The 23,349-nt window shown below is 39.1% G+C and carries 21 protein-coding genes; 11 read left to right on the top strand and 10 right to left on the bottom strand.

Annotation, left to right across the window (positions count from 1 at the left end):
- Positions 1-32: 32 nt before the first annotated feature.
- From FLM47_RS03055 to arcA, 3 genes are all read left to right on the top strand, one after another.
- On the top strand, positions 33-1,058 hold the full coding sequence (locus tag FLM47_RS03055; protein WP_178955101.1) for a methyltransferase: 1,026 nt from the start codon (positions 33-35) through the stop codon (positions 1,056-1,058).
- Positions 1,059-1,241: 183 nt separating this feature from the next.
- Positions 1,242-2,843 carry an ATP-binding protein gene (locus FLM47_RS03050; RefSeq protein WP_178955099.1) on the top strand — a complete coding sequence of 534 codons (1,602 nt, stop codon included), beginning with the start codon at positions 1,242-1,244 and terminating at the stop codon, positions 2,841-2,843.
- A gap of 456 nt (positions 2,844-3,299) precedes the next feature.
- The gene (gene arcA / locus FLM47_RS03045) at positions 3,300-4,016 is read left to right on the top strand and encodes a two-component system response regulator ArcA (RefSeq protein WP_008110444.1); all 717 of its coding nucleotides are present in this window, start codon (positions 3,300-3,302) and stop codon (positions 4,014-4,016) included.
- Between the two features lie 8 nt (positions 4,017-4,024).
- Here arcA and arcB read toward each other — a convergent pair whose 3' ends face one another.
- On the bottom strand, positions 4,025-6,343 hold the full coding sequence (arcB, locus tag FLM47_RS03040) for an aerobic respiration two-component sensor histidine kinase ArcB (RefSeq protein WP_178955097.1): 2,319 nt from the start codon (positions 6,341-6,343) through the stop codon (positions 4,025-4,027).
- 206 nt (positions 6,344-6,549) lie between these two features.
- Here arcB and folE2 point away from each other — a divergent pair, with 206 nt between their 5' ends.
- The 4 genes from folE2 (at position 6,550) to FLM47_RS03020 (ending at position 9,937) form a co-directional block, all read left to right on the top strand.
- Positions 6,550-7,473, top strand: a complete 924-nt coding sequence (folE2, locus tag FLM47_RS03035) for a GTP cyclohydrolase FolE2 (protein ID WP_178955095.1) — start codon at positions 6,550-6,552, stop codon at positions 7,471-7,473.
- A 93-nt stretch (positions 7,474-7,566) separates the two neighbouring features.
- Complete coding sequence (locus FLM47_RS03030) at positions 7,567-8,163, top strand: DUF2726 domain-containing protein (RefSeq protein ID WP_138604940.1); 597 nt, start codon at positions 7,567-7,569, stop codon at positions 8,161-8,163.
- A 112-nt stretch (positions 8,164-8,275) separates the two neighbouring features.
- Complete coding sequence (mtnN, locus tag FLM47_RS03025) at positions 8,276-8,983, top strand: 5'-methylthioadenosine/S-adenosylhomocysteine nucleosidase (protein ID WP_138604939.1); 708 nt, start codon at positions 8,276-8,278, stop codon at positions 8,981-8,983.
- Positions 8,984-9,937 carry a regulatory signaling modulator protein AmpE gene (locus FLM47_RS03020; RefSeq protein WP_178955093.1) on the top strand — a complete coding sequence of 318 codons (954 nt, stop codon included), beginning with the start codon at positions 8,984-8,986 and terminating at the stop codon, positions 9,935-9,937.
- 49 nt (positions 9,938-9,986) lie between these two features.
- Here the strand turns inward: FLM47_RS03020 and tyrS are convergent, their stop codons facing one another.
- Complete coding sequence (gene tyrS, locus FLM47_RS03015; protein ID WP_178955091.1) at positions 9,987-11,186, bottom strand: tyrosine--tRNA ligase; 1,200 nt, start codon at positions 11,184-11,186, stop codon at positions 9,987-9,989.
- A 491-nt stretch (positions 11,187-11,677) separates the two neighbouring features.
- Here tyrS and FLM47_RS03010 point away from each other — a divergent pair, with 491 nt between their 5' ends.
- Entirely contained in the window at positions 11,678-12,991 is a 1,314-nt protein-coding gene (locus tag FLM47_RS03010) for a peptidoglycan DD-metalloendopeptidase family protein (RefSeq protein ID WP_178955089.1), read from the top strand.
- 148 nt (positions 12,992-13,139) lie between these two features.
- On the opposite strand, the gene FLM47_RS03005 is transcribed toward FLM47_RS03010, so the two are convergent.
- The 5 genes from FLM47_RS03005 to FLM47_RS02985 all read right to left on the bottom strand — a co-directional run bounded on the left by FLM47_RS03005 (position 13,140) and on the right by FLM47_RS02985 (position 17,632).
- Positions 13,140-13,316, bottom strand: a complete 177-nt coding sequence (locus FLM47_RS03005) for a hypothetical protein (RefSeq protein ID WP_010390817.1) — start codon at positions 13,314-13,316, stop codon at positions 13,140-13,142.
- A 19-nt stretch (positions 13,317-13,335) separates the two neighbouring features.
- Positions 13,336-14,307, bottom strand: a complete 972-nt coding sequence (locus tag FLM47_RS03000) for an aldo/keto reductase family oxidoreductase (protein WP_178955087.1) — start codon at positions 14,305-14,307, stop codon at positions 13,336-13,338.
- 140 nt (positions 14,308-14,447) lie between these two features.
- Positions 14,448-15,578, bottom strand: a complete 1,131-nt coding sequence (locus FLM47_RS02995; protein WP_008115142.1) for a sodium ion-translocating decarboxylase subunit beta — start codon at positions 15,576-15,578, stop codon at positions 14,448-14,450.
- A 14-nt stretch (positions 15,579-15,592) separates the two neighbouring features.
- Positions 15,593-17,374: a sodium-extruding oxaloacetate decarboxylase subunit alpha gene (gene oadA / locus FLM47_RS02990; protein WP_010390815.1), complete on the bottom strand. Its 1,782-nt coding sequence runs from the start codon at positions 17,372-17,374 to the stop codon at positions 15,593-15,595.
- Positions 17,375-17,386: 12 nt separating this feature from the next.
- Complete coding sequence (locus tag FLM47_RS02985; RefSeq protein ID WP_178955085.1) at positions 17,387-17,632, bottom strand: OadG family protein; 246 nt, start codon at positions 17,630-17,632, stop codon at positions 17,387-17,389.
- A 524-nt stretch (positions 17,633-18,156) separates the two neighbouring features.
- Here FLM47_RS02985 and FLM47_RS02980 point away from each other — a divergent pair.
- From FLM47_RS02980 to FLM47_RS02970, 3 genes are all read left to right on the top strand, one after another.
- Positions 18,157-18,330, top strand: coding sequence for a DUF1328 domain-containing protein (locus FLM47_RS02980; protein ID WP_002961939.1), 174 nt, complete (start codon positions 18,157-18,159; stop codon positions 18,328-18,330).
- Between the two features lie 49 nt (positions 18,331-18,379).
- The gene (locus FLM47_RS02975; protein ID WP_008115136.1) at positions 18,380-18,571 is read left to right on the top strand and encodes a hypothetical protein; all 192 of its coding nucleotides are present in this window, start codon (positions 18,380-18,382) and stop codon (positions 18,569-18,571) included.
- Between the two features lie 134 nt (positions 18,572-18,705).
- Positions 18,706-19,173 (top strand): YcxB family protein, encoded by a 468-nt coding sequence (locus FLM47_RS02970; protein ID WP_178955083.1) that lies wholly within the window; start codon positions 18,706-18,708, stop codon positions 19,171-19,173.
- A 53-nt stretch (positions 19,174-19,226) separates the two neighbouring features.
- Here FLM47_RS02970 and csrA read toward each other — a convergent pair whose 3' ends face one another.
- The 3 genes from csrA to alaS form a co-directional block, all read right to left on the bottom strand.
- Complete coding sequence (gene csrA / locus FLM47_RS02965; protein ID WP_004587515.1) at positions 19,227-19,418, bottom strand: carbon storage regulator CsrA; 192 nt, start codon at positions 19,416-19,418, stop codon at positions 19,227-19,229.
- Between the two features lie 89 nt (positions 19,419-19,507).
- A complete protein-coding gene (locus FLM47_RS02960; RefSeq protein ID WP_178955081.1) occupies positions 19,508-20,725 on the bottom strand; it encodes an aspartate kinase in 1,218 nt (405 codons plus the stop codon).
- A gap of 6 nt (positions 20,726-20,731) precedes the next feature.
- The gene (gene alaS, locus FLM47_RS02955; RefSeq protein ID WP_178955079.1) at positions 20,732-23,332 is read right to left on the bottom strand and encodes an alanine--tRNA ligase; all 2,601 of its coding nucleotides are present in this window, start codon (positions 23,330-23,332) and stop codon (positions 20,732-20,734) included.
- Positions 23,333-23,349: the final 17 nt, after the last annotated feature.

Raw genomic sequence — 23,349 nt, 5'->3', positions numbered from 1 at the left:
TAATTAAATAATTAAGTAAGGTAAAGCCATTTATGAGCGTATTAACCAATCCGAGCCTACTATTACTTCGTAACAGTGAAGAGTTAAAAGGTAAATCAATATTGGTGGTCAACTTTGTTCAAGATGGCTTTTTAAATGAGCTAAAAACGCTCAATCCACAAAGTAAAATAACCGCTTTTAGTTATAATCACGCTAATGGTGAATTTGCAAAAAACATACCGGGTATTGACGTAACCATCAGCCACACAATTAATTCGGGCGATTATGATTTGGTAATACTTTATTACCCTAAATCTAAACCTGAGCTATTAATGGCGTTAGACAACATACGTGCTGTGATAAGCAAAGATGCAGAGCTACTCGTTGTTGGCGAAAACAAGAGCGGTGTTAAGTCAATTGAAAAGCAACTCGCCGGTAAGGCCGAGTTTAGTAATAAAATAGACTCAGCAAAACATTGTGTTTTATTTTCATTTTCAGAACTAACTCTCAATAGCACGTTTGATATTAGTACTTACCATAAAGAGTTTACTGTAAGTGTAAGGGATATTGAGTTTACAGCGGTCAGTATTCCGGGCGTGTTTAATCATGGTGCGCTAGATGCTGGAACGAAAATGCTACTAGAAAATGCTCCTAACTTAAAACACGGAAAAGTCCTTGATTTTGGTTGTGGCGCAGGCCTTATTGCTACTTTTTTAGGTCTAAAAACTCCAGCTCTGACATTTACCTGTAGTGACGTAAGTGCACTTGCAGCCTATGCAACAACACAAACGCTTAAGTTAAATAATGTAAACGGTGAAGCCATACTCAGTGATGGTTTAAATAATATTACTGGCAAGTTTGATTTAATTATTAGCAACCCACCCTTCCATACTGGGATTGCAACTGACTACAGCGTTGCGGAATCTTTTTTAACCCATGCCAAGCAACATTTAACTAAGGCAGGCAAACTGACTATAGTAGCTAATAGCTTTTTAAAATACCCACCTATTTTAGAAACCCAATTTGACAGCTACCACACAGTATTTAAAAACAATAAATTTGCCGTATACAGTAGCTAAAAAAGTTATTAATATCCTGTCAAAACATAAATATGGGCTATTTTAGCCAAATATTTATGTTTTATAAGTAGATTAGCTAAAAATAAAAAGTGTAATTAAGCTAATCTTTTTACTTCACTTTTTTCTGTTTTTGCTAAACTATTACCTATTAGATTCACAATTGACACGGATGACCTTCTCGCAATGCCCAAAACTGTAAAGCAAAATAGCATTCGTAGCATATTGTTTAAAACTATCATGCTTATAACAGCTATCTGTTTGTTATTATCGCTTTCAATTTCTACCTACTTAAGCGCACAAGAGCAAAAAAAACAGCTCATTAGTAAACTTGTGTTGGTATCTGAGATCATTGCATTTGACGCGATGCCCTCATTACTAAATAAAAATAGGCCTGCAGAAGAAAGACGTTTGAAGCTGCTTCAACAAGTATCATCCGTTACAAATTTACATATATATGCCTTAGATGAGCAAACCAATAAACCAGTGTTTTTTACCAGCTTTAATGCCCGAAAATCACCACCTGTCCCTATTAAAACGGACAACATTGATGACTTTGCTGAACCACAAGTTAGCGATGAGTACATTGAGTACATTACCCCAATACTCAATAATGAACAGCTGCTTGGCTATGTCTATATTAGAGGCAGCTTAGATAACTTAAATCAGCTAATAACTAAAAAGATTATAATTGATATCGTTATTATGGCTTTAATACTTATTTTTATTTCTTTGATTATTTTAAGGCTACAAAAAAGGATTGCCAGCCCGATTGAAAACTTAAGCTTGTTGTTGCAAAACATAGCTAAAAAACATAATTACTATGCGCGTGCGCCTTTAACGAACCTCACTGAAATAACTCGGCTTTCTAATAGCTTAAATGTAATGCTTGCACGCACACAAAGGCAAATAGAGCGCCATGAAGAAGATAAACAAGAAATTAAGCAGCTAAACTCAAACCTTGAAGAGAAAGTGAGTCAACGCACTATTGCGCTCAGAGAGGCCAATAAAGAGCTGTTATCTACTCTAGAAAAGATGCATCAATACCAAACTCAAATTGTCGAAAACAAAAAAATGGCTTCATTAGGGCAAATGGTGGCAGGGGTTGCCCATGAGGTAAATACACCAATTGGACTTGGTATTACAGGCTCTACTTTACTGCGAGATAAACTCGCAGAGCTACAGGTTAATTTTCATAATAAATCATTAACCGCGAGTCAATTTGAGCAATTTACTAATGATGGTATTGAAAACTTAGACCTAATCTATAGCAGCTTAAACCGCGTTGCAGAACTTATTTCTAACTTTAAAAAAGTCGCGGTGCTCAAAGATGATGAAATAACCAGCACTGTTAATTTACAACACTTAATTAACGACACGCTACTGTCTATGGGGCAAGAGCTAAAACTTAAAAACCCAAAAGTTCTTATAAATTGTCCAGCAGATTTAACCGTTGAAAGTAAAAAAGGACCACTACAGCAAGTATTCCATCAGCTTATTTTAAATTCCCTGCTGCACGGCTTTGAAGCTGGCGATGACAATGAAGTACAGATTGATATTGTGGTAACGAAAACAAAAACACAAATTACCTACACCGACAACGGGCTAGGTGTTGAAAATAGTATACGAGCAAAAATATTTGACCCATTTGTAACGTCAAAGCGCGGCCAAGGGGCGAGTGGTTTAGGAATGCATTTGGTTTACAATTTAGTGACTCAAGCATTAGCCGGAGAAATTGTGTTAGATACCGAGTATCAGCAAGGCGCCCGATTTATTATTACACTCTAAAAGCGAAAGAACGCTTTTACCCACTTGAATTACAACTTTATGACCATACTAAGACATAACCAACTAAACAGTTGTATCATTAACGCTGTATTTCACACAATTGAGGAACTTAATTGTGTTTTACATATCACATACATTGATGAAAAGTTGGAAAGTGATATAATTCCGTTTTGAATTAGTCTGATTATTTTAAGTATCTTTAGGTGGTTGATGGATGTATCAATTATTAAAGGGAAATGGCTTCGACTCTACAATTCAAATTATACATTCAACGTTAAGTATCAATTAAGCCGCGGTTTTTAATAATACGTCATAGTAGGTTTGGGCACGCAGCTGTTTATATCTAATTTGTTTTTACTTGTTAACATTTAGATATAATCCTATAATTCTAGTAGTCGGCTCTGATAATCATGCCGATTTTATAAATAAAACACACTCCAAAAAGGTTAATTAAAGATGCAAACGCCAGTCATTCTGATCGTAGAGGATGAAGACGTAACTAGACTAAACCTCGTTAGTTTATTTGAAGCTGAAGGTTACAAAGTTATTGAAGCCATTGATGGCGATGATATGCATGATAAGCTTACAAATAACGATGACGTCAATCTTGTAGTTATGGACATCAACCTGCCAGGTAAAAACGGGCTTATTTTAGCTCGCGAATTACGCCAAAAACGCAAAGTTGGTCTTATTTTCTTAACAGGCCGTGACAACGATGTAGACCGTATTTTAGGTCTTGAAATTGGTGCTGATGACTATATTACTAAGCCTTTCAACCCACGTGAATTAACTATTCGTGCACGTAACTTAATTACGCGTACCGCACTAGGTGGTGAAGAATCAGCTATTGAAACCAATGGCGTGATCACCTTTAACGGTTGGGAACTTGACGAAAACAGTCGTTGCCTTACTTCTCCAAATGGAGATGCAAAACGTCTACCGAAAGGGGAATACAGAGCACTGCGTTTAATGCTTGACTCACCAGGTCGTATATTTAGCCGTGAGCAACTAATTAAACACATGACTGGCCGTGAGCTTCGCGCTAACGACCGTACAGTTGATGTTACTATTCGACGTATTCGTAAGCACTTTGAAAGCGACAATTCAACGTCTGAGTTGATCAGCACCATTCATGGTGAAGGTTACCGCTTCATTGGTAAAATCGACAGCTAATTAGTTTTTTATTCTAATTGTTGTAAAAATAAATGAAGGGCCTGTTGTCCTTCATTTATTTTGTCTGCTAATTCATCAAGCCAAACTGTTAATACTTCATCACTTTGTTCCAGCGCACCATGCTCCATTTGCTTTGCATGCAACTGCACATCATTCAGACCTACCGAACCAGCGGCACCTTTTAACTTATGCGCAACGGATTTATATTCTTCTCTGTCTGCTGTTTTTAATGATTCTAATAGCTCATGTTGATATTGCGGATTTAGCTTTTTAAACAACTGACTACTGCGTTTAAATACTTCAACCCCCATCGAGTTTACAAAGTCTTCAATGGTTTCAATATCTAACAAGTCAGTATTTATTTGATTTAACAACTCTTGATTGACTACTCGTTGAGGAGCCTCAATTTGCGACTGTTTAATACCAAAGAGTTCAGCGAGCATATTATCTAATTTGCTAGTATTTATTGGTTTAGCCAACGCTCCTTGAATAGAAATACCCTCAAGCTCTTCTTCAGCACTGCGAACATTGGCGGTAAGTGCCACAATAGGTAGCTGGTTAAAATGGCTTTGTGCGCGTATTTGTCTTGCTACTTCATCGCCATTAATATCAGGCAACTGCATATCAAGCAACACTAAATCTAGGTCATCTTCGGTTTCTACAAACGATAAAGCATCTTCACCTGTTTCAGCCCACAACACTTCATGACCACGTTGTTCTAATAAATTAGTAGCAATTTCAGCATTAAGTGGCACATCTTCCACTAATAAAATATATAAGCTACGCCCTACATAACTATGTTCGGTAGGAGCACTACATAAATTCAGCGGAATTTGAACGGTAAAGCAACTGCCCTCTCCTGGGGTACTATTAACAGTTATAATGCCTTTCATAGCACTTACTAGCGCTTTTGTTACGGCTAAGCCAATACCTGAACCAATCGCATTGGTCCCTTTAAGGTCAGGTGCTTTGTAGTACATATCAAAAATGCGTGTAAGTTGTTCTTGTGGAATCCCTTCTCCGGTATCGAGTATTTTTATAATAAGCCATGGGCCATCTTCACGGTTTTCTCTACCGCAATCTAAGGTGACACTACCGTGCTGGGTAAATTTAACCGCATTATTAATTAAGTTCCATACCACTTGGCGTAAACGAGTGGGGTCAAGTAGAGCATATATATCGAGTGTTCCAGAGCGTTTTACTTCAAAAGAAAGCTCTTTTTGCTCCGCAATGAGGCCTGCAAAGTTAACCACGTCATTAATAAAGTCAGAAACATTAATTTCGTTGGCAGCAATATCTAATTGCTCACGATCTATTTTATCTAAATCTATAATATCGTTAAATATATTACCCAATGTCTCTGCACTTGAAAACACCGTATTACACCAACTACGCTGCTGTTTATTAAGTTCAGTATCCAATAGCATCCGAGTTAAGCCAACGATACCGTTGAGCGGAGTGCGTAATTCATGGCTCAAGGTGGCAATAAATTTCCCTTTATCTTTATAAGCAGTCTCCAGTGCCTGCGCGGCTTCTTTACGGCTGGTAATGTCACGGCCAAAGGCTAGCAAACCAATGTAATCGCCCTGCTCATTTATGAAGGGAAGCTTTCTCAGTTCAAACCATCTTATTTCACCATTTACAGAATATTCTACATCGATAGTTAAACCTTGATGAGTGCGTTCAACCTGCTCATCGGTTCTTAATACTTCAGATAAAAAGTGGCTTGGAAATATCTCTTCTGCGGCTTTGCCAATTAATTCTCCACTGGTTTTGCCCATCACCTCTTCAAACATTTTATTACAACCGGCAAACACCCCATTGTTATCACGGTAATAAAATAAATCTGGTGAGGAGTCTACAATAGAGCGCAGTAACATACCTTGTTGTGCGAGCTCTTGTTGCGTTTTTTTACGCTCTGCAATTTCACGTCTGAGCTCTTCTATTGCCCTATGCTTGGCATGGAAGGCCATTTTACGTTCGTCAATTTCAATGTTTAAACGATTAATATTGTCTTTGAGAGTTTGATTTAAAAGCTTTTCTTGTTTTGTGGCACTATCTAAATAGGCATAAGAGGCATCAAGTTGCCGAATAGAGTTTAGCAGTACGCTAATCACCAGAGGAGAAACAACTGAAGTAAAAAATACTATAGCTAATATATCAACTAAGTTCACTTCTCCAATAGCAACATAGTAAAACATACTCGATAAAACCATCGATACCGTCAGTAATAATGCATAGCAAATAGCTGCAGTTTTAAACTCACCAAAACGAGTTATTGAACTGGAAAGTACTCGAACCCACGGGTTCAAAGAAGAATCTGTCATATATCAGTGTTTCTCTTGGCTAAATGCTTAGTTTTTATAAGTAAGTATGATTAAAAGCTAATTTTAGCATTTTCTATCAGCTATTTTCATGTTGTGCGATAAAAACAGTAAAATTTCATGTTTGCTGTTATTTGCTGCATTTCAGCAATTCTTTATTTAGTGTAAAATGTGATTTTTTAAATATTGCAAATAACGAGTAACGTATCATGCAAACGACTATGCCAGATATTGCTAACACAGCTGCAGCATTACAAACAGGTAAATTAGACTGGGTAGGAATGGCCGATATAGAGCTGCCTTTTATTTTTGAATCTCTTGATTTAGCTCCAGTTACTGTTAATGCAAAAGCTCGCGCTTTTGTTAATTTACACCAAGAAGATGCCAAAGGCATCCACATGTCGCGTCTGTTTTTAGCACTTGATCACCTCTCAACGGAGCAACAGGTCAACCCGCACACTTTAGCACAAGCATTAGATACCTTTATCACCAGCCATAAAGGCTTAAGCGATAAAGCACAAATCGAATTTAAATTTGAATTACCGCTGCGCCGTAAATCATTACTTAGTGGCAAAGCCGGCTGGAAAAGCTACCCAGTTATACTTACCAGTACTATAAACCAAGGTGTTATTAGTTTTGAGCTAAGTGTTGATGTTACTTACTCATCAACCTGCCCCTGCTCTGCAGCCCTTGCTCGTCAACTTATCCAAAATGCGTTTAGCGAAAAGTTTGCTCAAGAAACACTAACTCAATCAGAGGTTTTAGAGTGGCTTGGAACAACTCAAGGCATTGTAGCAACCCCGCATTCACAGCGTTCTATTGCTAATGTTAAAGTAAAGCTAGATCAAAACATTCAAGCGTTTGATGTAGTTAACTTAATAAACTTACTAGAAGATGAGCTTAAAACACCAGTACAAGCCGCGGTAAAACGTGAAGACGAACAAGAGTTTGCTCGTTTAAATGGTCAAAACTTGATGTTTTGTGAAGACGCAGCACGAAAAATTAAAACTACCTTAGAAGCAAAACAGTTTAGCGACTATTTTTTACAAATTAACCACTATGAATCTCTGCATGCGCATGATGCCGTTGCGATTGCAGTAAAAGGTATAGAGGGCGGATACACAGCACTATAAACACCAACGGTATCTAAAATAACCATAACAACTATTTGGGCACATAAATTGCTTTAGAAAAGCAGTGTCAATTTGTTGTTATGGAGTTACCGTATGGAATTCGCTTTATTATTAATATTAGTGCTAGTTGTTGGGGCATCTGTAGTTGCGTCAAAATTTAGTGATGACGGCGGAAACCCTTATCCTTTTACTCGTAAGCAAAGTGTATTTACCCAAGTAGAAGGGGCGTTTCTGAATTTATTAGAACGCGCTGTTGGCGACCAATATAAAATTGTTAGTCGCGTTAAACTAATCGATGTGATTGACTGTAAACAAGGTCTATCTGTCAAATCTAAACGTGCGGCATTGGCTAAAGCAAAAAATAAGCAGCTCGACTTTGTGTTAGTCGACAAAGAAAAAATGACCATAGTGGCTGCGGTTGACTTAGTTAATAATGCCAACAAAGATGGTCACAAAGCACAGCGTGATTGGTTTGTTAACGGTGCATTAGAAGCCGCTGGCATTCCACATATTCGTATGAAAGTAAAGTCAGGCTACCGCCCAAGTGAAGTTCGCGATGCCATTATGTTTAAATTAGGCAAGCCTGCTAAATCACAACCTGCACGCCCGACTCGTACTAGAGTCCATAAGCCTGCGGTATTATCACCTTCTCAAGCAAAAGCACATTCAACCGCCCTTGCTGAAATATAACTACTGAGTTAAAGCAATCTATTAAAGCGAGCATTTTAAATGACTCGCTTTTTTGTTTTTTATAGCAGACTTCACGTATAATCAGGCTATTCAAACTTAGGAATTTAACACTATGAATGTTGGTATTATTGGCGCCATGGAGCCAGAAGTTAAAATTTTGCGCGAAGCGATGCAAAATCCACAGGTTTTAACCAAAGCAGGCTTTACATTTTATACTGGTGAGCTTGCTGGTAATACTGTTACTTTAGTGCAATCAGGCATTGGTAAAGTTGCTTCAACTATTGCAACCACTTTACTTATCGATAACTTTAAGCCTGATTGTGTTATTAACACAGGCTCTGCCGGTGGTTTCGACCCTTCGCTTAACGTTGGCGATGTAGTGATTTCATCAGAAGTTCGTCATCACGATGTAGATGTAACAGCGTTTGGTTACGAAATTGGCCAAGTACCACAAATGCCTGCAGGCTTTACAGCACACCCTAAGCTAGTAGAAGCCGCCGAACAAACAATTGCACAAATCAGCGAAGTAAAAACGCTTGTTGGTTTAATTTGTACTGGTGACTCATTTATGTGTGACCCTGTTCGTATTGAAAAAACACGCAATGACTTCCCTACAATGCTAGCAGTAGAAATGGAAGGTGCGTCAATTGCACAAACGTGTTTTGCACTTAACACACCATTTGTTGTTATTCGCTCAATGTCTGATATTGCTGGCAAAGAGTCACCGCAATCATTTGAAGAGTACTTAGAAACAGCCTCTATTAATTCATCAAAAATGGTTGTGGCATTACTAGAAAAGTTAACAGCGGTTACGCTGTAAATGCTCAATAATATTGTTCAAAATCATTTGGACTTTATTGTATTTATTTGTGCGCTCCTAGCTGAGCGCTTTTTACCTTTAGTTAGCTGGTATCACCCTAATCATATACTTTCTGCCATTTTTAACGCAATTGGCCAGCGTGTTTATAAAAAAGCAGACAGCAAACAATATCATTATTTAGCCGCTTTACTAGCAAGCACACTTGTTCTAACTGTGATTATGATTATTGTGGTTTTACTGCTGGAGTTTGCCTTTTACCCTGAACTACTATCCGGTCTTATTTTATACTTGTGCCTAGAAAGCAGTAGCATAAATAAAAAAGCGATACGTATTGCGAAATTGACCAAAAAAAATCAAAAATCAACTGCTCGAGAATTATTAAAACCACTAGTAGCCCGAGAAGTTAAGGCACTTTCAAACCCAGGGATTATTAAAGCGGTTATGGAAAGTGTCATACTAAGAACGGCCCGTCATTATTTTGTAGTTATTTTCATTTTTTTACTATTGGGCCCCATTGCTACTCTCGCCTACCGCTTGCTTACCTTAATCCAACAAGCGTGGCGCACTGATATAGCTCCCGACAGTTCTTTTTTGACGCCGCTTAAACTGATTCTTTTTATTATTGAATACATTCCCATTCGGTTACTCGCGCTGACAATAGCTTCACTTAAAGCCAGTAAAAAAAGCATGCATTATATTAAGCATTATGGCCGACATTTTTATCAAAAAAATACAGGTTGGTTATTAAGTGTGTGCTCTGCATCTTTAGGTGTGCAACTTGGTGGGCCTGCTATTTATATTGAGCAGCGTTTCAATAAAATGCGGGTCGGTGTAGAACGCTTGCCAATTGCCGATGATATGCCAAAGCTACTCAATACCCTAAATCAAGCCCGTTTTTTTTGGCTACTAATTATTATTAGCGTTGAAATTATTAGGGCTGTTCTAACTTTTTGATCAGTTATAAAAAAACCAGCCGAAGCTGGTTTTTATAATCTCTGAAACTTTAGGCTACAGTAATATTTGCAAACTTACGTTTACCTACTTGGTAAATAGCGGTTGTTCCTTTTGCTACTTCCAATTTGGTATCGGTAATTTTTTCTTCGCCATTAAGCTTTACTGCGCCTTGTTTGATCATACGCATGGCCTCTGAAGTACTCGCCACTAAGCCAGCTTCTTTTAGTAAGTTAGCAATTAAAATAGTGTCTTCATCAATATTAACTGTCAGCTCTGGAATTTCATCAGGTAGTGCTTTTTTCTGAAAGCGCTGAATAAAGTCATCATGAGCAGCTTGCGCATCGGCTTCACTGTGAAAACGTGCAATTAACTCTTTCGCTAATTCAATCTTAATATCGCGCGGGTTAGTGCCTTGCTCTACACGCTGTTTTTGCGCTGCAATTTGCTCAATAGAAAGGCTACTTAGCAAGTCATAGTAACGCCACATTAGTACATCACTAATTGACATGATTTTACCAAACATGTCGCTAGGCGTATCAGTAATACCTATGTAGTTTCCTAGTGACTTTGACATTTTCTGAACGCCATCAGTCCCTTCAAGTAAAGGCATCATTAGTACGGTTTGTGGTTTTTGACCTTCATCTTTTTGCAGCTCACGACCCATTAATAGGTTAAAGCGCTGATCAGTTCCACCTAGCTCAACATCAGACTCAAGTGCGACTGAATCCCAGCCCTGCACTAGTGGGTATAAAAACTCATGGATTGCGATAGATTGACCGCCAGCATAGCGCTTTTTAAAGTCATCACGCTCAAGCATGCGTGCCACAGTTTGGCGAGCTGCTAATTTTATCATTCCAGCCGCGCCCAATGTCTCCATCCAGGTAGAGTTAAAAGCGACGGTTGTTTTAGCTGGGTCTAAAATTTTGAAAACCTGTTCTTTATAGGTTTCAGCATTAGCAAGCACATCATCACGAGTCAGTGGCTTACGGGTAACATTTTTGCCCGTTGGGTCGCCTATCATACCGGTGAAGTCACCAATTAAGAAAATAACCTCATGACCTAAATCTTGAAAGGTTTTCATTTTATTAATTAGTACAGTGTGACCTAGGTGCAAATCTGGAGCCGTAGGATCGAAACCAGCTTTAATTTTTAGCTTTTTCCCCGACTTTAATTTTTCAACTAACTCATCTTCAATTAATATCTCTTCTGCACCGCGTTTTATCTCTGCTAGAGCGGTTTGTAAATCCACTGTGTGTTACTCCAAAAAATTCTGACAACGAAGGGGTGTAATATGCTCACGATTTATTGTTAGCGCGTTATAACAAAGCAAATAAAACTATTTAGCTAACATAACAAATTTCCACTTAATTAGAACAACTTTTTTAACTAATCGCAGCATCAACTATAATGCAGGGCGTACGTTCTAAAAAGGGATATAAACGAGCGATTAATAATACACTAGAAGTGTTTATAACAAACCAAAAAACAGTTTGTAAATTAATCACTTCTCGCAATTAAATCGTTTTAAAAGCTAATTTAACATTACGATGAAAAAGCAAAGTATCCAAGAATATAAAATAGTGCTGTTATTCAACTTTACACACAAACAGCCTGAATACCCTATGATTTTAGCTTAATTTAACGCGAGTTTAAATCTACAAAATACTAGTATTCATAGATTATTCGTTATATCCTGCAATATAATCTATTTATTATCTTGACAGCAGAAAAAGGCACGTTATGGTCCACGTGGTTAACACGCTCCCCAAAAAACACAAAATGCTTATTCTAGGTTTGGTTTCTGCTATTGTTGCCTTAGCCTTTTTACCTTCTGAAAAAGCCACTGCATCCAAAGACAATAGCGAGAACACGCTAGAGATTGGTAAGCGTTACGAATTACAAATAAAAGTAGGTGAAAACGAAAAACTCACTGACTTAAATTCAGAGCAAGCAGCACAAAAGCTTCCAGAATATGATTTTGTTGATCACCTTGTTAAAAATGGTGACAATTTAGCGAACATTTTTAAGCGCGCTGGTTTTTCTGCGCAAACGCTTTATAAACTGGTTAACACAAATGCTGAAACACGCAAGCTTACCAAAATTCATCCAGGTGAAACACTAAGCTTTGCTACTGCAAAAGATGGTTCGTTGGCTCAGTTGCGTTACGTTATATCTAAAACAGATACCTTATATGTCACCCTTAATGACGAAGGCCAATACGATACTTCAATTGACAGCAAAGAAATAGAAACACTGAGCAAAACCGCCGGTGGGGAAATTTCTAGCAGTTTTTGGACGTCAGCAATTGCTGCTGGTTTAAGTGAGCGCCAAATCATGAACTTTGCCGATATATTTGGTTGGGACGTGGATTTTGCAAATGACATCCGTAAAGGTGATGAATTTGGCTTAATATATGAATCTCATTTTGTTGATGGTGAATTTATTGGCACCGGTAAGATTATTGCCGCAGAATTTATAAATCAAGGCGAACGTTACACAGCAATTCGACACACCGACGGTAATTTTTATACCCCTGAAGGGCGTAGTATGAAAAAAGCCTTCTTACGTGCACCGGTAAACTTTAAATATATTAGCTCAAGCTTTAATCCTCGCCGCTTACACCCTGTTACAGGACAAGTAAAAGCACACCGAGGTATTGACTATGCTGCGCGTACAGGCACGCCTGTTGTATCATCAGGTAATGGTAAAGTTATTAAAGCGGGCTACAGTAAATATAACGGTAATTACGTATTTATAAGCCACGGTACACAATACGTTACTAAGTACTTACACCTTAACAAACGTCTAGTTAGAACAGGGCAAAAAATCAAACAAGGTGAGAAAATTGGTACTGTAGGCTCAACAGGTCGAGTAACTGGGGCACATTTACATTATGAGTTTTTAGTTAACGGTGTTCATCGTAACCCCAAAACTGTGAAACTACCTAAATCTGAGCCATTACCACGCTCAGAGCTTGCTAAGTTTAAGCCTATTGCTGATAACTTTATTGCGCAACTTGAGCGTAACCGAGAACTTCAGTTGGCACTTAAATAAAAAGCTTAATGATTAAATAAAAAAGCCTTTGCAGGGATAACCCGCAAAGGCTTTTTTGTATGTCATGAGTATACCAACCAGCATAGATATTTGAATAGTTTCACGAATTACCCATTGTATCTAAGCTGCTTGGTGCTAGATTTCAGAGTTAATTTACGAGTACATAAATAAGCTGCACAACCAAAGAGATCATCACCAGTGGCCAGATATACTTACTATATTTAGTAGCGCTCTCAAGCCCCATTTTACTTTGGTATTTTTCCAGTAACGGAATAATGATCACCAAAGCAATGACTAAGCTAATTAAAATAACAAATATGTTCATATCATCACCCTACACTAGGTTATGGTAAAGCGCAGCCTTTCGCGCTGATATATAGCTCATACCAATGCTCACGACTTAAGTTAACATTAACCGCATCACAGGATGCTTTTATTCGCTCTATGTTAGTAGTGCCAATAATTGGTTGAATTGATGCTGGGTGGCGCAGCAGCCATGCTAATACGATAGCTTCTGCTGTTGTACCATAAAGTATGGCAAGCTTACTGACTAAAATACTGGTATTAATATCTGCAGGCGAGGCCTTTGATAAATCACCACCAGAGTATAAGCCTTGGCATAAACTGCCCCAACTTTGAATCTGAATTTCATGCTCACGGCAATATTCAATATTGCCTGGGGTAAAGTTAATATCCTTGCCATCGGCATTACCCACATAAACGCCTTCATCAACCCATTGATGTTTTTGTAAACTCGCTTCGATTTGATTGGCCACAATCGGCATATCTAAAGCGCGTTGCAAAAACCGTATTTGATATTGCGACATATTAGACACCGCAAAATGACGCACTTTGCCACTTTCTTTTAAACAACTAAATACTTGTGCAACTTCCTCTACTTCCATTAAAGGATCAGGACGATGCAACATAAGTATATCTAAATATTCAGTATTTAATCGTTTTAATGAGCCTTCTACCGAGCGCTCAATCCAATCAGCTGAAAAGTCATAACGTTGTGGGTTTTGATCATCAGCAAAGCGAATACCACACTTAGACTGAATATACATTTGCTCTCTAAGTTCTGGTCGCTCAGCCAAAGCTTGACCAAAAACATGTTCGGCTTTGCCTAAGGTATAAATATCAGCATGATCGAAAAAATTAATTCCGCCTTCAATGGCGGCATCTATGCATGAATGAGTTTGTTGTAAATGCGCACTGGTAATCGCATCTTTATTCCATGCGCCTCCCAAACCCATACAGCCAAAAACAAGTTTGCTTACATTCGGGAGATATTTTGCCAGCGGAGTGTGTAACATTTTGACAGCCCTTTAAAAAATGAAGAGTGATTACTTTAAACAAAAAACCCTATACAAGAAACCGCTTAAGTCAAAACAGTGAATTTTATGCAAAAAAAAAGCGCAGTAAACTGCGCTAATAGGTTGAGTCTAAATTATATTTAACCCACAAGAGCGAGTAAAATACCTGCCGCAACAGCACTACCAAGCACCCCTGCAACATTAGGCCCCATGGCATGCATTAATAAGAAGTTATGCGGGTTATTTTCAAGCCCAACCTTATTAACAACACGTGCTGCCATAGGCACAGCGGATACACCCGCAGCACCAATTAATGGGTTTATGGGGGTTTTTGATATCTTATTTAAGCCTTTAGCCATAAATACACCTGAGGCTGTACCAATAGCAAACGCCAGTGCACCCAGTACCAAAATACCAATAGTTTCTACTGTTAAGAACTGCTCGGCAGCAAGCTTAGAGCCCACTGCAAGTCCTAGAAATATGGTGGTGATATTAATGATTTCGTTTTGCGCACTGTTGCTGAGCCTATCAACTACACCCGACTCACGCATTAAGTTACCTAAACAGAACATACCAACCAGCGGAATTGCCGCAGGTAAGAATATAGCAGTTAAGGTAAGCACCATCAGTGGGAAAATAATTTTTTCCTTTTTAGATACTTTACGCAGTTCTGGCATTTGAATTTTACGTTCTTCAGGCGTTGTAAACGCACGCATAATAGGTGGCTGAATAATAGGAACCAACGCCATGTACGAGTACGCAGCCACCGCTATAGCGCCCAGTAAATCTGGGGCCAGCTTTGACGCTAAAAAGATAGCGGTTGGCCCATCTGCACCACCAATAATCGCAATTGCAGAAGCATCTTGTAAGCTAAATTCAAATCCCGGAATAAAGTTAAGTAAAATAGCGCCAAATAACGTCGCAAAAATACCAAACTGCGCTGCCGCACCTAATAGCAACATACGCGGGTTGGCAATCAGGGCACTAAAATCAGTTAAGGCCCCCACTCCCATAAATATTAATAGCGGAAAAATACCGGTATCAATACCAACATAATACACATAGTAAAGTAAGCCACCTGGATCTGATAAACCAGCTACTGGAATATTAGTTAAAATAGCTCCGAAACCAATGGGCAGTAGTAATAACGGCTCAAAGTTTTTGGCAATTGCTAAAAATAATAGCAAACAACCAACGGCAATCATGATCAGCCCAGGAAATGTAAAGTTAGCAATGCCTGTGGCATGCCAGAGGTTTAAAATACCATCCATCCTCTATTTACTCCTTAAGCTAGTGCAATCATTGCATCGCCGGTTGACACTGAATCGCCCTCAGAAACAAGCACCTCAGCAATCGTACCGGTATGCATGGCGCGTACTTCGGTTTCCATTTTCATGGCTTCCATAATAATTACCACATCACCTTCATTGACTACCTGACCGGGTTTTACTTTAATTTTAAAAATATTACCGGCCAGTGGTGCATTTAGAGTTTCACCCGAGGCAACCGATGCTGACTGTGGAATATGCTCTGAGTCTTTTAACGTCACCTCTTTTAGCTCACCACCTTGAGCAACCACGACATCGTATACTTTACCGTCTACTTTAACGCTGTATTGCTCTGCCTTAACGCTTTTATTGTTTGCCGCTGATTTTTCAGGTGCTTTATTGGCGTTATCATCAGCGCTAGGAACAGGCTCAAATGCATCAGGATTGTTACGGTTTTTAATAAATTTCAAACCAATCTGTGGAAATAATGCATAGGTAAGCACATCATCAATTTGCTCATCGGCTAAAGTTAGCCCTTGCTCCTGCGCAAGCTTGCTTAACTCAGCTTCTAAAGTTTCAAGTTCAGGTTTAATAATATCTGCAGGGCGACAGGTAATTGCTTCACTGCCATCAAGTACGCGCTCTTGAAGCTCTTTATTCATTGGTGCAGGTGTTGAACCATACTCACCTTTTAATACGCCAGCAGTTTCTTTGGTAATGGTTTTATAACGCTCACCAGTGAGTACATTTAATACCGCTTGAGTACCAACAATTTGTGAGGTAGGTGTAACGAGTGGAATAAAGCCTAAATCTTCACGTACTCGTGGAATTTCAAGTAGCACTTCGTTTAGTTTATCAGCAGCACCTTGCTCTTTAAGCTGGTTTTCCATGTTAGTTAACATACCACCTGGCACTTGGGCTAATAAAATTCGGCCATCGACACCTTTTAAGCTGCCTTCAAACGCAGCGTACTTTTTACGTACGTCTCTAAAGTAAGCGGCAATTTCTTCTAGGTGGTTTAAATCAAGCCCGGTATCACGCTCGGTCCCTTCAACGATTGCAGCAATTGTTTCAGTTGCTGAATGACCATAAGTCATACTCATAGACGATACAGCTGTGTCGAGCATATCAATGCCGGCATCAATCGCTTTTTGATAAGTAGCGGTGCTTAAACCCGTTGTTGCATGGCATTGCATTGCAATAGGTATGGAAACCGTTTCTTTTAACGCTTTAATGAGTTCTTCTGCATCGTAAGGCTTAAGCAATCCCGCCATATCTTTAATACAAATTGAATGACAACCTAATTCTTCAAGCTGCTTAGCAAGTGTTAACCACATATCTAATGTATGTACAGGGCTTACTGTGTAAGAAATTGTACCTTGCGCATGTGCCCCTACTTTAACCGCCGCTTTTATGGCAGTTTCTAAGTTACGTACATCATTCATGGCATCAAAAATACGAAATACGTCTACGCCATTTTTGTGGGCGCGCTCAACAAACTTCTCAACCACATCATCAGCATAATGGCGATATCCCAATAAGTTCTGACCACGAAGTAGCATTTGCTGTGGTGTATTTGGCATCGCTTTTTTAAGCGCGCGAATACGCTCCCATGGATCTTCACCTAAATAACGAATACATGAATCAAAGGTAGCTCCACCCCAAGATTCTATAGACCAATATCCTGCGTCATCAATTTTTTTTGCAATAGGTAACATGTCGTCTAATCGCATGCGGGTAGCTAAGAGCGACTGATGTGCGTCACGAAGTACGAGTTCTGTTATTTTTAATTTAGCCATTGGTATGCTCCTCTAATTATTATTTGTTTTGTACTGAGCAATGGCAGCACTAATTGCAGCGATGTGCTCATTTGGCACACCTTGAGATTTAAAAGATGGTGTTCTCTGTGATGCTGCTAGTTCTGGCTGAGAAAACTTGCTAGCCAGCTTAGACATGAGTGTCACTGCACCAATCAATAAAGAAAGAAATACAAACACACCCACCATGCCTGTTAGCATTAAATTGCCTGCAGTTGTGAGTAAAGCCCCTATATCCATAATTCTCCCCTGTTTAAAACCAAACACATAAAAAATCGGTTTATTTAAATAACTATTCACCAATAGTAACAAAAACTATTCTTTTGTCTACACATTGTAAATTGGTAAAACCAATTAATCTAAAAGTAACATATCACCAATAAGGTTAACACCACCTAAAATAGCTTATTTAACCCAGATATATAGATGATAAAAATGTTCGTTATAAACAAAGAATATATAAAAACACTAATACTTTGTAAAAACACATATAAAACAAACCTATTGTACTAACCCACTAATAACCTTCAAAACAAATGTTAATTGGTCTTACCAAAACAAAGAGCAGCAACAACTATTTATTATCTCATCAGAGACAACTGTGAATAAGTTACCGATAAGATCGTAAAAATTACCAACTCAGTATAAAGCCAATCGCGAAAAACCGAAATAAACCATTGATTTAAAACAAAATGAAATACTGGCACATTACTCGCTTATATAAAAACAACACTTTAACACTTAGATAAATCAAGGAGATGACAATGTTACGCTGGACAATTACATTTTTGGTGATCGCACTAATCGCAGCCGTTTTAGGATTTGGTGGTATTGCAGGAGCCGCAGCAGGAATTGCTAAGATCATATTTTTTATCTTTTTAGTTTTACTGGTTATTTCACTTGTCTCTGGCGCTTTACGTGGTAAAAGCCCCAGGTAGATAAGAAACAACGAACCTCTTTTTAAATTTATATACAAGGAATTACATTATGAAATCATCAACACTTAAAGCAGCAGCTATTGGTCTATTCGCAAGTGCATTTATTATGGGTTGTGAAGACAATCATGCAGAAGAAGCCGGTGAGCGTATTGACGAAGCCGTGACAGATGTTCAAAACAAGGTAGAAGATACCTGTGAAGAAGTAAAAGAAGGCGTTAATGCCGAAGAGACAAATTGCTAATATTATTTATTTAGCTAAGAAACGACCTACGGGTCGTTTTTTTATGCCTAAAATATAAATAGTTTCTAGTCATTTCCCCTTTTAAGCTGCGCATTAGGCTAAAATAATAAAAAATAGCTTTTAAGTGCAAACACATGGTCTTTACAACAACTTATAAACTCGATAAACCTTATTTTTATGAATGCTTCGACCAATCGCTGCCTTATAGTAAGCGTGCACAACCTAAATACTTTTTATTGGCGCTACTTGTGATATTAGGGCTATTTGGCATTTATGGTTTAGGCGATCATTACCTTGGTACATTTTTGCTTATGTTAGCTTTACTTGAGTGCATTGCTTTTTATTATCGTCGTCCTTGGTGGGTAACAAGGCAAATGCTTAGCAGAGCATCTGGTTCTGAAGTCACTCTCACCTTCGACGAGGACGGAATAAAATCAACCAATCATTACAAGAATTACCAGTTAGCTTGGCACGACATTAATGAAGTGATTACTACAGATTGCGGCCTATTGTTAAAAAGTAAAAGCGGTATGCAGTACATTTCCAAGGCAATACTCAACGAAGAAACCATTGATTTTATTAACAAAAAAGCCACTCAGTGAGTGGCTTTTATAAATGTCATAGTTTTTAACTAACACATTTTATATTATCTTGATTAAGCATTGCCCGGATTAGGGTTAGACTTTTCAGCTTGTATGCGCATGTAAATTTCTTCACGATGAACTGATACGTCTTTAGGTGCGTTAACACCGATACGAACTTGATTTCCTTTAACACCCAGAACAGTAACGGTTACTTCGTCACCAATCATAAGGGTCTCGCCTACTCTACGAGTTAGTATTAGCATTCTCTTGCTCCCATGTTCCAATAAAATTATAAGATTCCGCAACACATTTTAATTAAAATTAGACTAAAAAGTAAGTAAAAACTCTCAATCTATTCATTTTCTGTTAAAAATGTCTTATGTAATGCACGAACAGCCAGTTCAAGGTATTTCTCATCTATTAAAACTGAAATTTTTATCTCTGAGGTTGAAACAAACATCACATCAATGTTCTCTTGTGCTAACGAATCAAAAAATAAACTCGCCACTCCAGAATGAGATTTCATCCCCATACCCACAGCTGACACTTTCGCCACATTAGTTAATCCGTCAATTGCCTGTGCGTCAAATTGCTGTTGCTCAGCCGCTAACAAATCAAGTGCGTTTAAATAATCATTTAAATGCACAGTAAAAGCATAGTCGACTTTTTCAACTTTATGATTAATTTGATTAATCATATCTATTTCGATGCCATTATCTGCAAAAAGTTTCAAAATTTTTGCAAGCGCTTTTGTGCCTTGCGGTACTCCATGTACCTTAATCAAACACTCGTCTCGATTAAATGCAATACCCGACACAACGTTACTCGCCACATCGCTCTCCTCAAAACTAATTAATGTACCTTCATCAGGTTTAAAGCTAGATAACACTCTTAATGGTACATTGTGCTTACCAGCCGACTCTACAGAGCGAATATGTAGCACTTTAGCACCTAAACTAGCCAGCTCAAGCATTTCGGCAAAGGTTACATGGCTTAAACGTCGTGCATTAGGTTCAATACGAGGATCTGTTGTATATACGCCATCAACATCAGTATAGATCTGACATTCATCCGCTTTTATTGCACCCGCTATTTCAACTGCAGAGGTATCGGTGCCACCACGCCCAAGCGTAGTCACGTTGCCCTCAATATCGCGCCCCTGAAAGCCGGCAATAATAGCAATACGGTTATGTTCAAGTTCATGTTTTAAACGCGTTGCAGCCACGTCTTCTACACGGGCTTTACCGAACATGTTATCGGTTAATATATTCACCTGATCGGCTAACAAGCTTACCGCAGAATGGCCGCGTTTAATAATCGCCATCGCTAATAAAGCTATAGAGACTTGTTCACCGGTACTGAGTAATACATCGAGTTCACGACCACTCGGGCGAGAGTCGATTTGTTTGGCAAGATTAATTAAGCGATTGGTTTCTCCCGACATTGCCGAAAGCACCACCACCACTTGGTGGCCTTGTTGCTTAGTTTTAACAACAAGGTCGGCGACCGCTTCAATACGCTCTATTGAGCCTACCGAAGTGCCGCCAAATTTTTGAACTATAAGTGCCACTTAAGCTTAAGTACGCTCAGTTAACCAAGCTGTTACACTATCAAGTGCTGCAGTTAAGTTTTGTGGCTCAGAACCACCTGCTTGCGCCATATCTGGACGACCGCCGCCTTTACCACCTACTTGGCCTGCCATGTGGTTAACTAACTCACCCGCTTTTACTTTACCGGTTAAGTCTTTAGTTACACCCGCAATTAGGCTTACTTTATCACCGCTGGCAACACCTAAAGCAATAACGCCTGAGCCAATCTTATTTTTAAGGTCATCAACCATGCCACGAAGCGCTTTTGATTCAGTTCCTTCAACGTTGGCAACTAACAATTTAACCCCATTAATTTCAACCACTGAATCAAGTAATGATGCACCTGCCGCACTGGCTAGTTTATCGTTAAGTTGGGCAACTTGCTTTTCAAGTCCTTTCGACTTTTCAAGTAAGGCAGTTACTTTTTCAAGTACTGACGCACTGTCACCTTTTACAAGCGCGGCAACATCTGCTAATTGCTGTTCTTGTTCATTAACATACGCGATTGCTTCTGCACCGGTTACCGCTTCAATACGACGAACACCGGCAGCAATACCGCTTTCAGATACAATTTTGAATAAACCAATGTCACCTGCACGCTCTACGTGTGTACCACCACAAAGCTCAATTGAGTAATCACCTATGGTTACTACACGTACTTCGTCATCGTACTTTTCGCCAAACAATGCCATAGCACCTTTTGCTTTAGCATCATCAATTGCCATTAGCTCAGTGTTAAGTGCAAAGTTACGACGAATTTCGTCATTTACTACACGTTCAATTTCGCGCAGTTCTTGTTTGGTCACTGCTTCAAAATGTGAGAAGTCAAAACGCAGGCGTTCTGGCTGCACAAGTGAGCCTTTTTGCGATACGTGCTCACCTAAAAGCTGACGCAATGCTTCATGTAAAATGTGCGTAGCTGTGTGATTTTTCTTAATGCTTTCACGACGCGCATCGTCAATAGTCGCATCCACTTTATCGTTAACGCCAATACGCCCTTGAACTGTTCCATGATGAGCAAAAGCATTACCCAATTTAGTGGTATTTGTTACATTAAACTCACCACCGGCAACAGTAATTGTACCGCTATCACCAATTTGGCCGCCTGATTCAGCGTAAAACGGAGTACGGTCTAAAACAATAATACCTTGCTGACCATCTTCTAATAACGATACCGATTCGCCACCGGCAAAAATTTCTACCACAGTGCCACGGTAATGATTACTATCGTAGCCTTTAAAATCAGTATGCTTGTCTGATTTTAATTGCTCGTTATAATCTGCACCAAATTTGCCCGCTTGCTGTGCTGTTTTACGTTGCACTGCCATACATGCTTCAAAACCTTGATGGTCAATGGTCATTTGGCGCTCACGCGCTACATCGGCTGTTAAATCGGCAGGGAAACCATAGGTATCGTAAAGTTTAAATACTAAGTCACCTGGGATCACATCCCCGGTTAAATCACTCAAGCTTTCTTCTAAAATAGCTAAACCACGCTCAAGCGTTTTACCAAACTGCTCTTCTTCAATACGCAGTACTTTTTCAATAATTTCTTGTTGCTTAGCAAGCTCTGGGTACGCTTGACCCATTTGCTCAATAAGTGCAGAAACCAATTTATAGAAAAACGCGCCTTTAGCACCTAACTTATTACCGTGACGTACTGCACGACGAATAATACGACGCAATACATAACCACGGCCTTCATTTGATGGCATAACCCCATCTGAAATTAAAAACGCACACGAACGAATATGATCCGCCACCACGCGAAGCGATTTATCATCCATATCTTGTGCATTAGTAACGCTTGCAGCGGCGGCAATTAAGCCTTGGAATAAATCGATTTCGTAGTTTGAATGCACACCTTGTAAAATAGCTGAAATACGCTCAAGGCCCATACCAGTATCAACAGATTGCTTAGGAAGTGGCTCCATAGTCCCGTCACTTTGACGGTTGTATTGCATAAATACTAAGTTCCAAATTTCAATGAAACGGTCGCCATCTTCTTCAGGAGTGCCCGGAGGACCACCCCAAATGTGCTCACCGTGATCATAAAATATTTCAGAACATGGACCACAAGGGCCGGTATCACCCATAGACCAAAAATTATCGCTCGTTGCAATACGAATAATACGATCTTCAGGTAAACCTATATCGTTAGCCCAGTAGCCAAAGGCTTCTTCGTCATCATGGTAAATGGTCACTAACAGCTTTTCTTTTGGTAGTTTTACAACCTCAGTTAAAAACTCCCACGCAAATTTAATTGCATCTTGCTTAAAGTAATCACCAAAGCTGAAATTACCTAGCATTTCGAAAAAGGTATGGTGACGTGCTGTGTAACCAACATTTTCTAAATCGTTGTGTTTACCACCAGCACGCACACAACGCTGAGAGCTAGTTGCGCGTGTATAAGGGCGGCTTTCGGCGCCTAAAAATACATCTTTAAATTGCACCATACCGGCATTATTAAATAACAACGTGGCATCGTTACCCGGTATAAGCGAACTAGAAGGAACAACTTGGTGTTGTTTGCTGGCAAAGAAGTCTAAAAACTGTTGCCTAATTTGTGCGGTAGTCATGTGCTGCATGTGAAAGTCTCACCTGT

Origin of the sequence: Pseudoalteromonas sp. Scap06 (assembly GCF_013394165.1) — a bacterium.
Lineage (GTDB): Bacteria > Pseudomonadota > Gammaproteobacteria > Enterobacterales > Alteromonadaceae > Pseudoalteromonas.
This window is presented reverse-complemented; position numbering and strand designations above follow the sequence as displayed.

Coding starts and splice junctions, on each gene's coding strand:
- FLM47_RS03055 (WP_178955101.1), top strand. CDS start 33: ATGAGCGTATTAACCAATCCGAGCCTACTATTACTTCGTAACAGTGAA.
- FLM47_RS03050 (WP_178955099.1), top strand. CDS start 1,242: ATGCCCAAAACTGTAAAGCAAAATAGCATTCGTAGCATATTGTTTAAA.
- arcA (WP_008110444.1), top strand. CDS start 3,300: ATGCAAACGCCAGTCATTCTGATCGTAGAGGATGAAGACGTAACTAGA.
- arcB (WP_178955097.1), bottom strand. CDS start 6,343: ATGACAGATTCTTCTTTGAACCCGTGGGTTCGAGTACTTTCCAGTTCA.
- folE2 (WP_178955095.1), top strand. CDS start 6,550: ATGCAAACGACTATGCCAGATATTGCTAACACAGCTGCAGCATTACAA.
- FLM47_RS03030 (WP_138604940.1), top strand. CDS start 7,567: ATGGAATTCGCTTTATTATTAATATTAGTGCTAGTTGTTGGGGCATCT.
- mtnN (WP_138604939.1), top strand. CDS start 8,276: ATGAATGTTGGTATTATTGGCGCCATGGAGCCAGAAGTTAAAATTTTG.
- FLM47_RS03020 (WP_178955093.1), top strand. CDS start 8,984: ATGCTCAATAATATTGTTCAAAATCATTTGGACTTTATTGTATTTATT.
- FLM47_RS03010 (WP_178955089.1), top strand. CDS start 11,678: ATGGTCCACGTGGTTAACACGCTCCCCAAAAAACACAAAATGCTTATT.
- FLM47_RS03005 (WP_010390817.1), bottom strand. CDS start 13,316: ATGAACATATTTGTTATTTTAATTAGCTTAGTCATTGCTTTGGTGATC.
- FLM47_RS03000 (WP_178955087.1), bottom strand. CDS start 14,307: ATGTTACACACTCCGCTGGCAAAATATCTCCCGAATGTAAGCAAACTT.
- FLM47_RS02995 (WP_008115142.1), bottom strand. CDS start 15,578: ATGGATGGTATTTTAAACCTCTGGCATGCCACAGGCATTGCTAACTTT.
- oadA (WP_010390815.1), bottom strand. CDS start 17,374: ATGGCTAAATTAAAAATAACAGAACTCGTACTTCGTGACGCACATCAG.
- FLM47_RS02985 (WP_178955085.1), bottom strand. CDS start 17,632: ATGGATATAGGGGCTTTACTCACAACTGCAGGCAATTTAATGCTAACA.
- FLM47_RS02980 (WP_002961939.1), top strand. CDS start 18,157: ATGTTACGCTGGACAATTACATTTTTGGTGATCGCACTAATCGCAGCC.
- FLM47_RS02975 (WP_008115136.1), top strand. CDS start 18,380: ATGAAATCATCAACACTTAAAGCAGCAGCTATTGGTCTATTCGCAAGT.
- FLM47_RS02970 (WP_178955083.1), top strand. CDS start 18,706: ATGGTCTTTACAACAACTTATAAACTCGATAAACCTTATTTTTATGAA.
- csrA (WP_004587515.1), bottom strand. CDS start 19,418: ATGCTAATACTAACTCGTAGAGTAGGCGAGACCCTTATGATTGGTGAC.
- alaS (WP_178955079.1), bottom strand. CDS start 23,332: ATGCAGCACATGACTACCGCACAAATTAGGCAACAGTTTTTAGACTTC.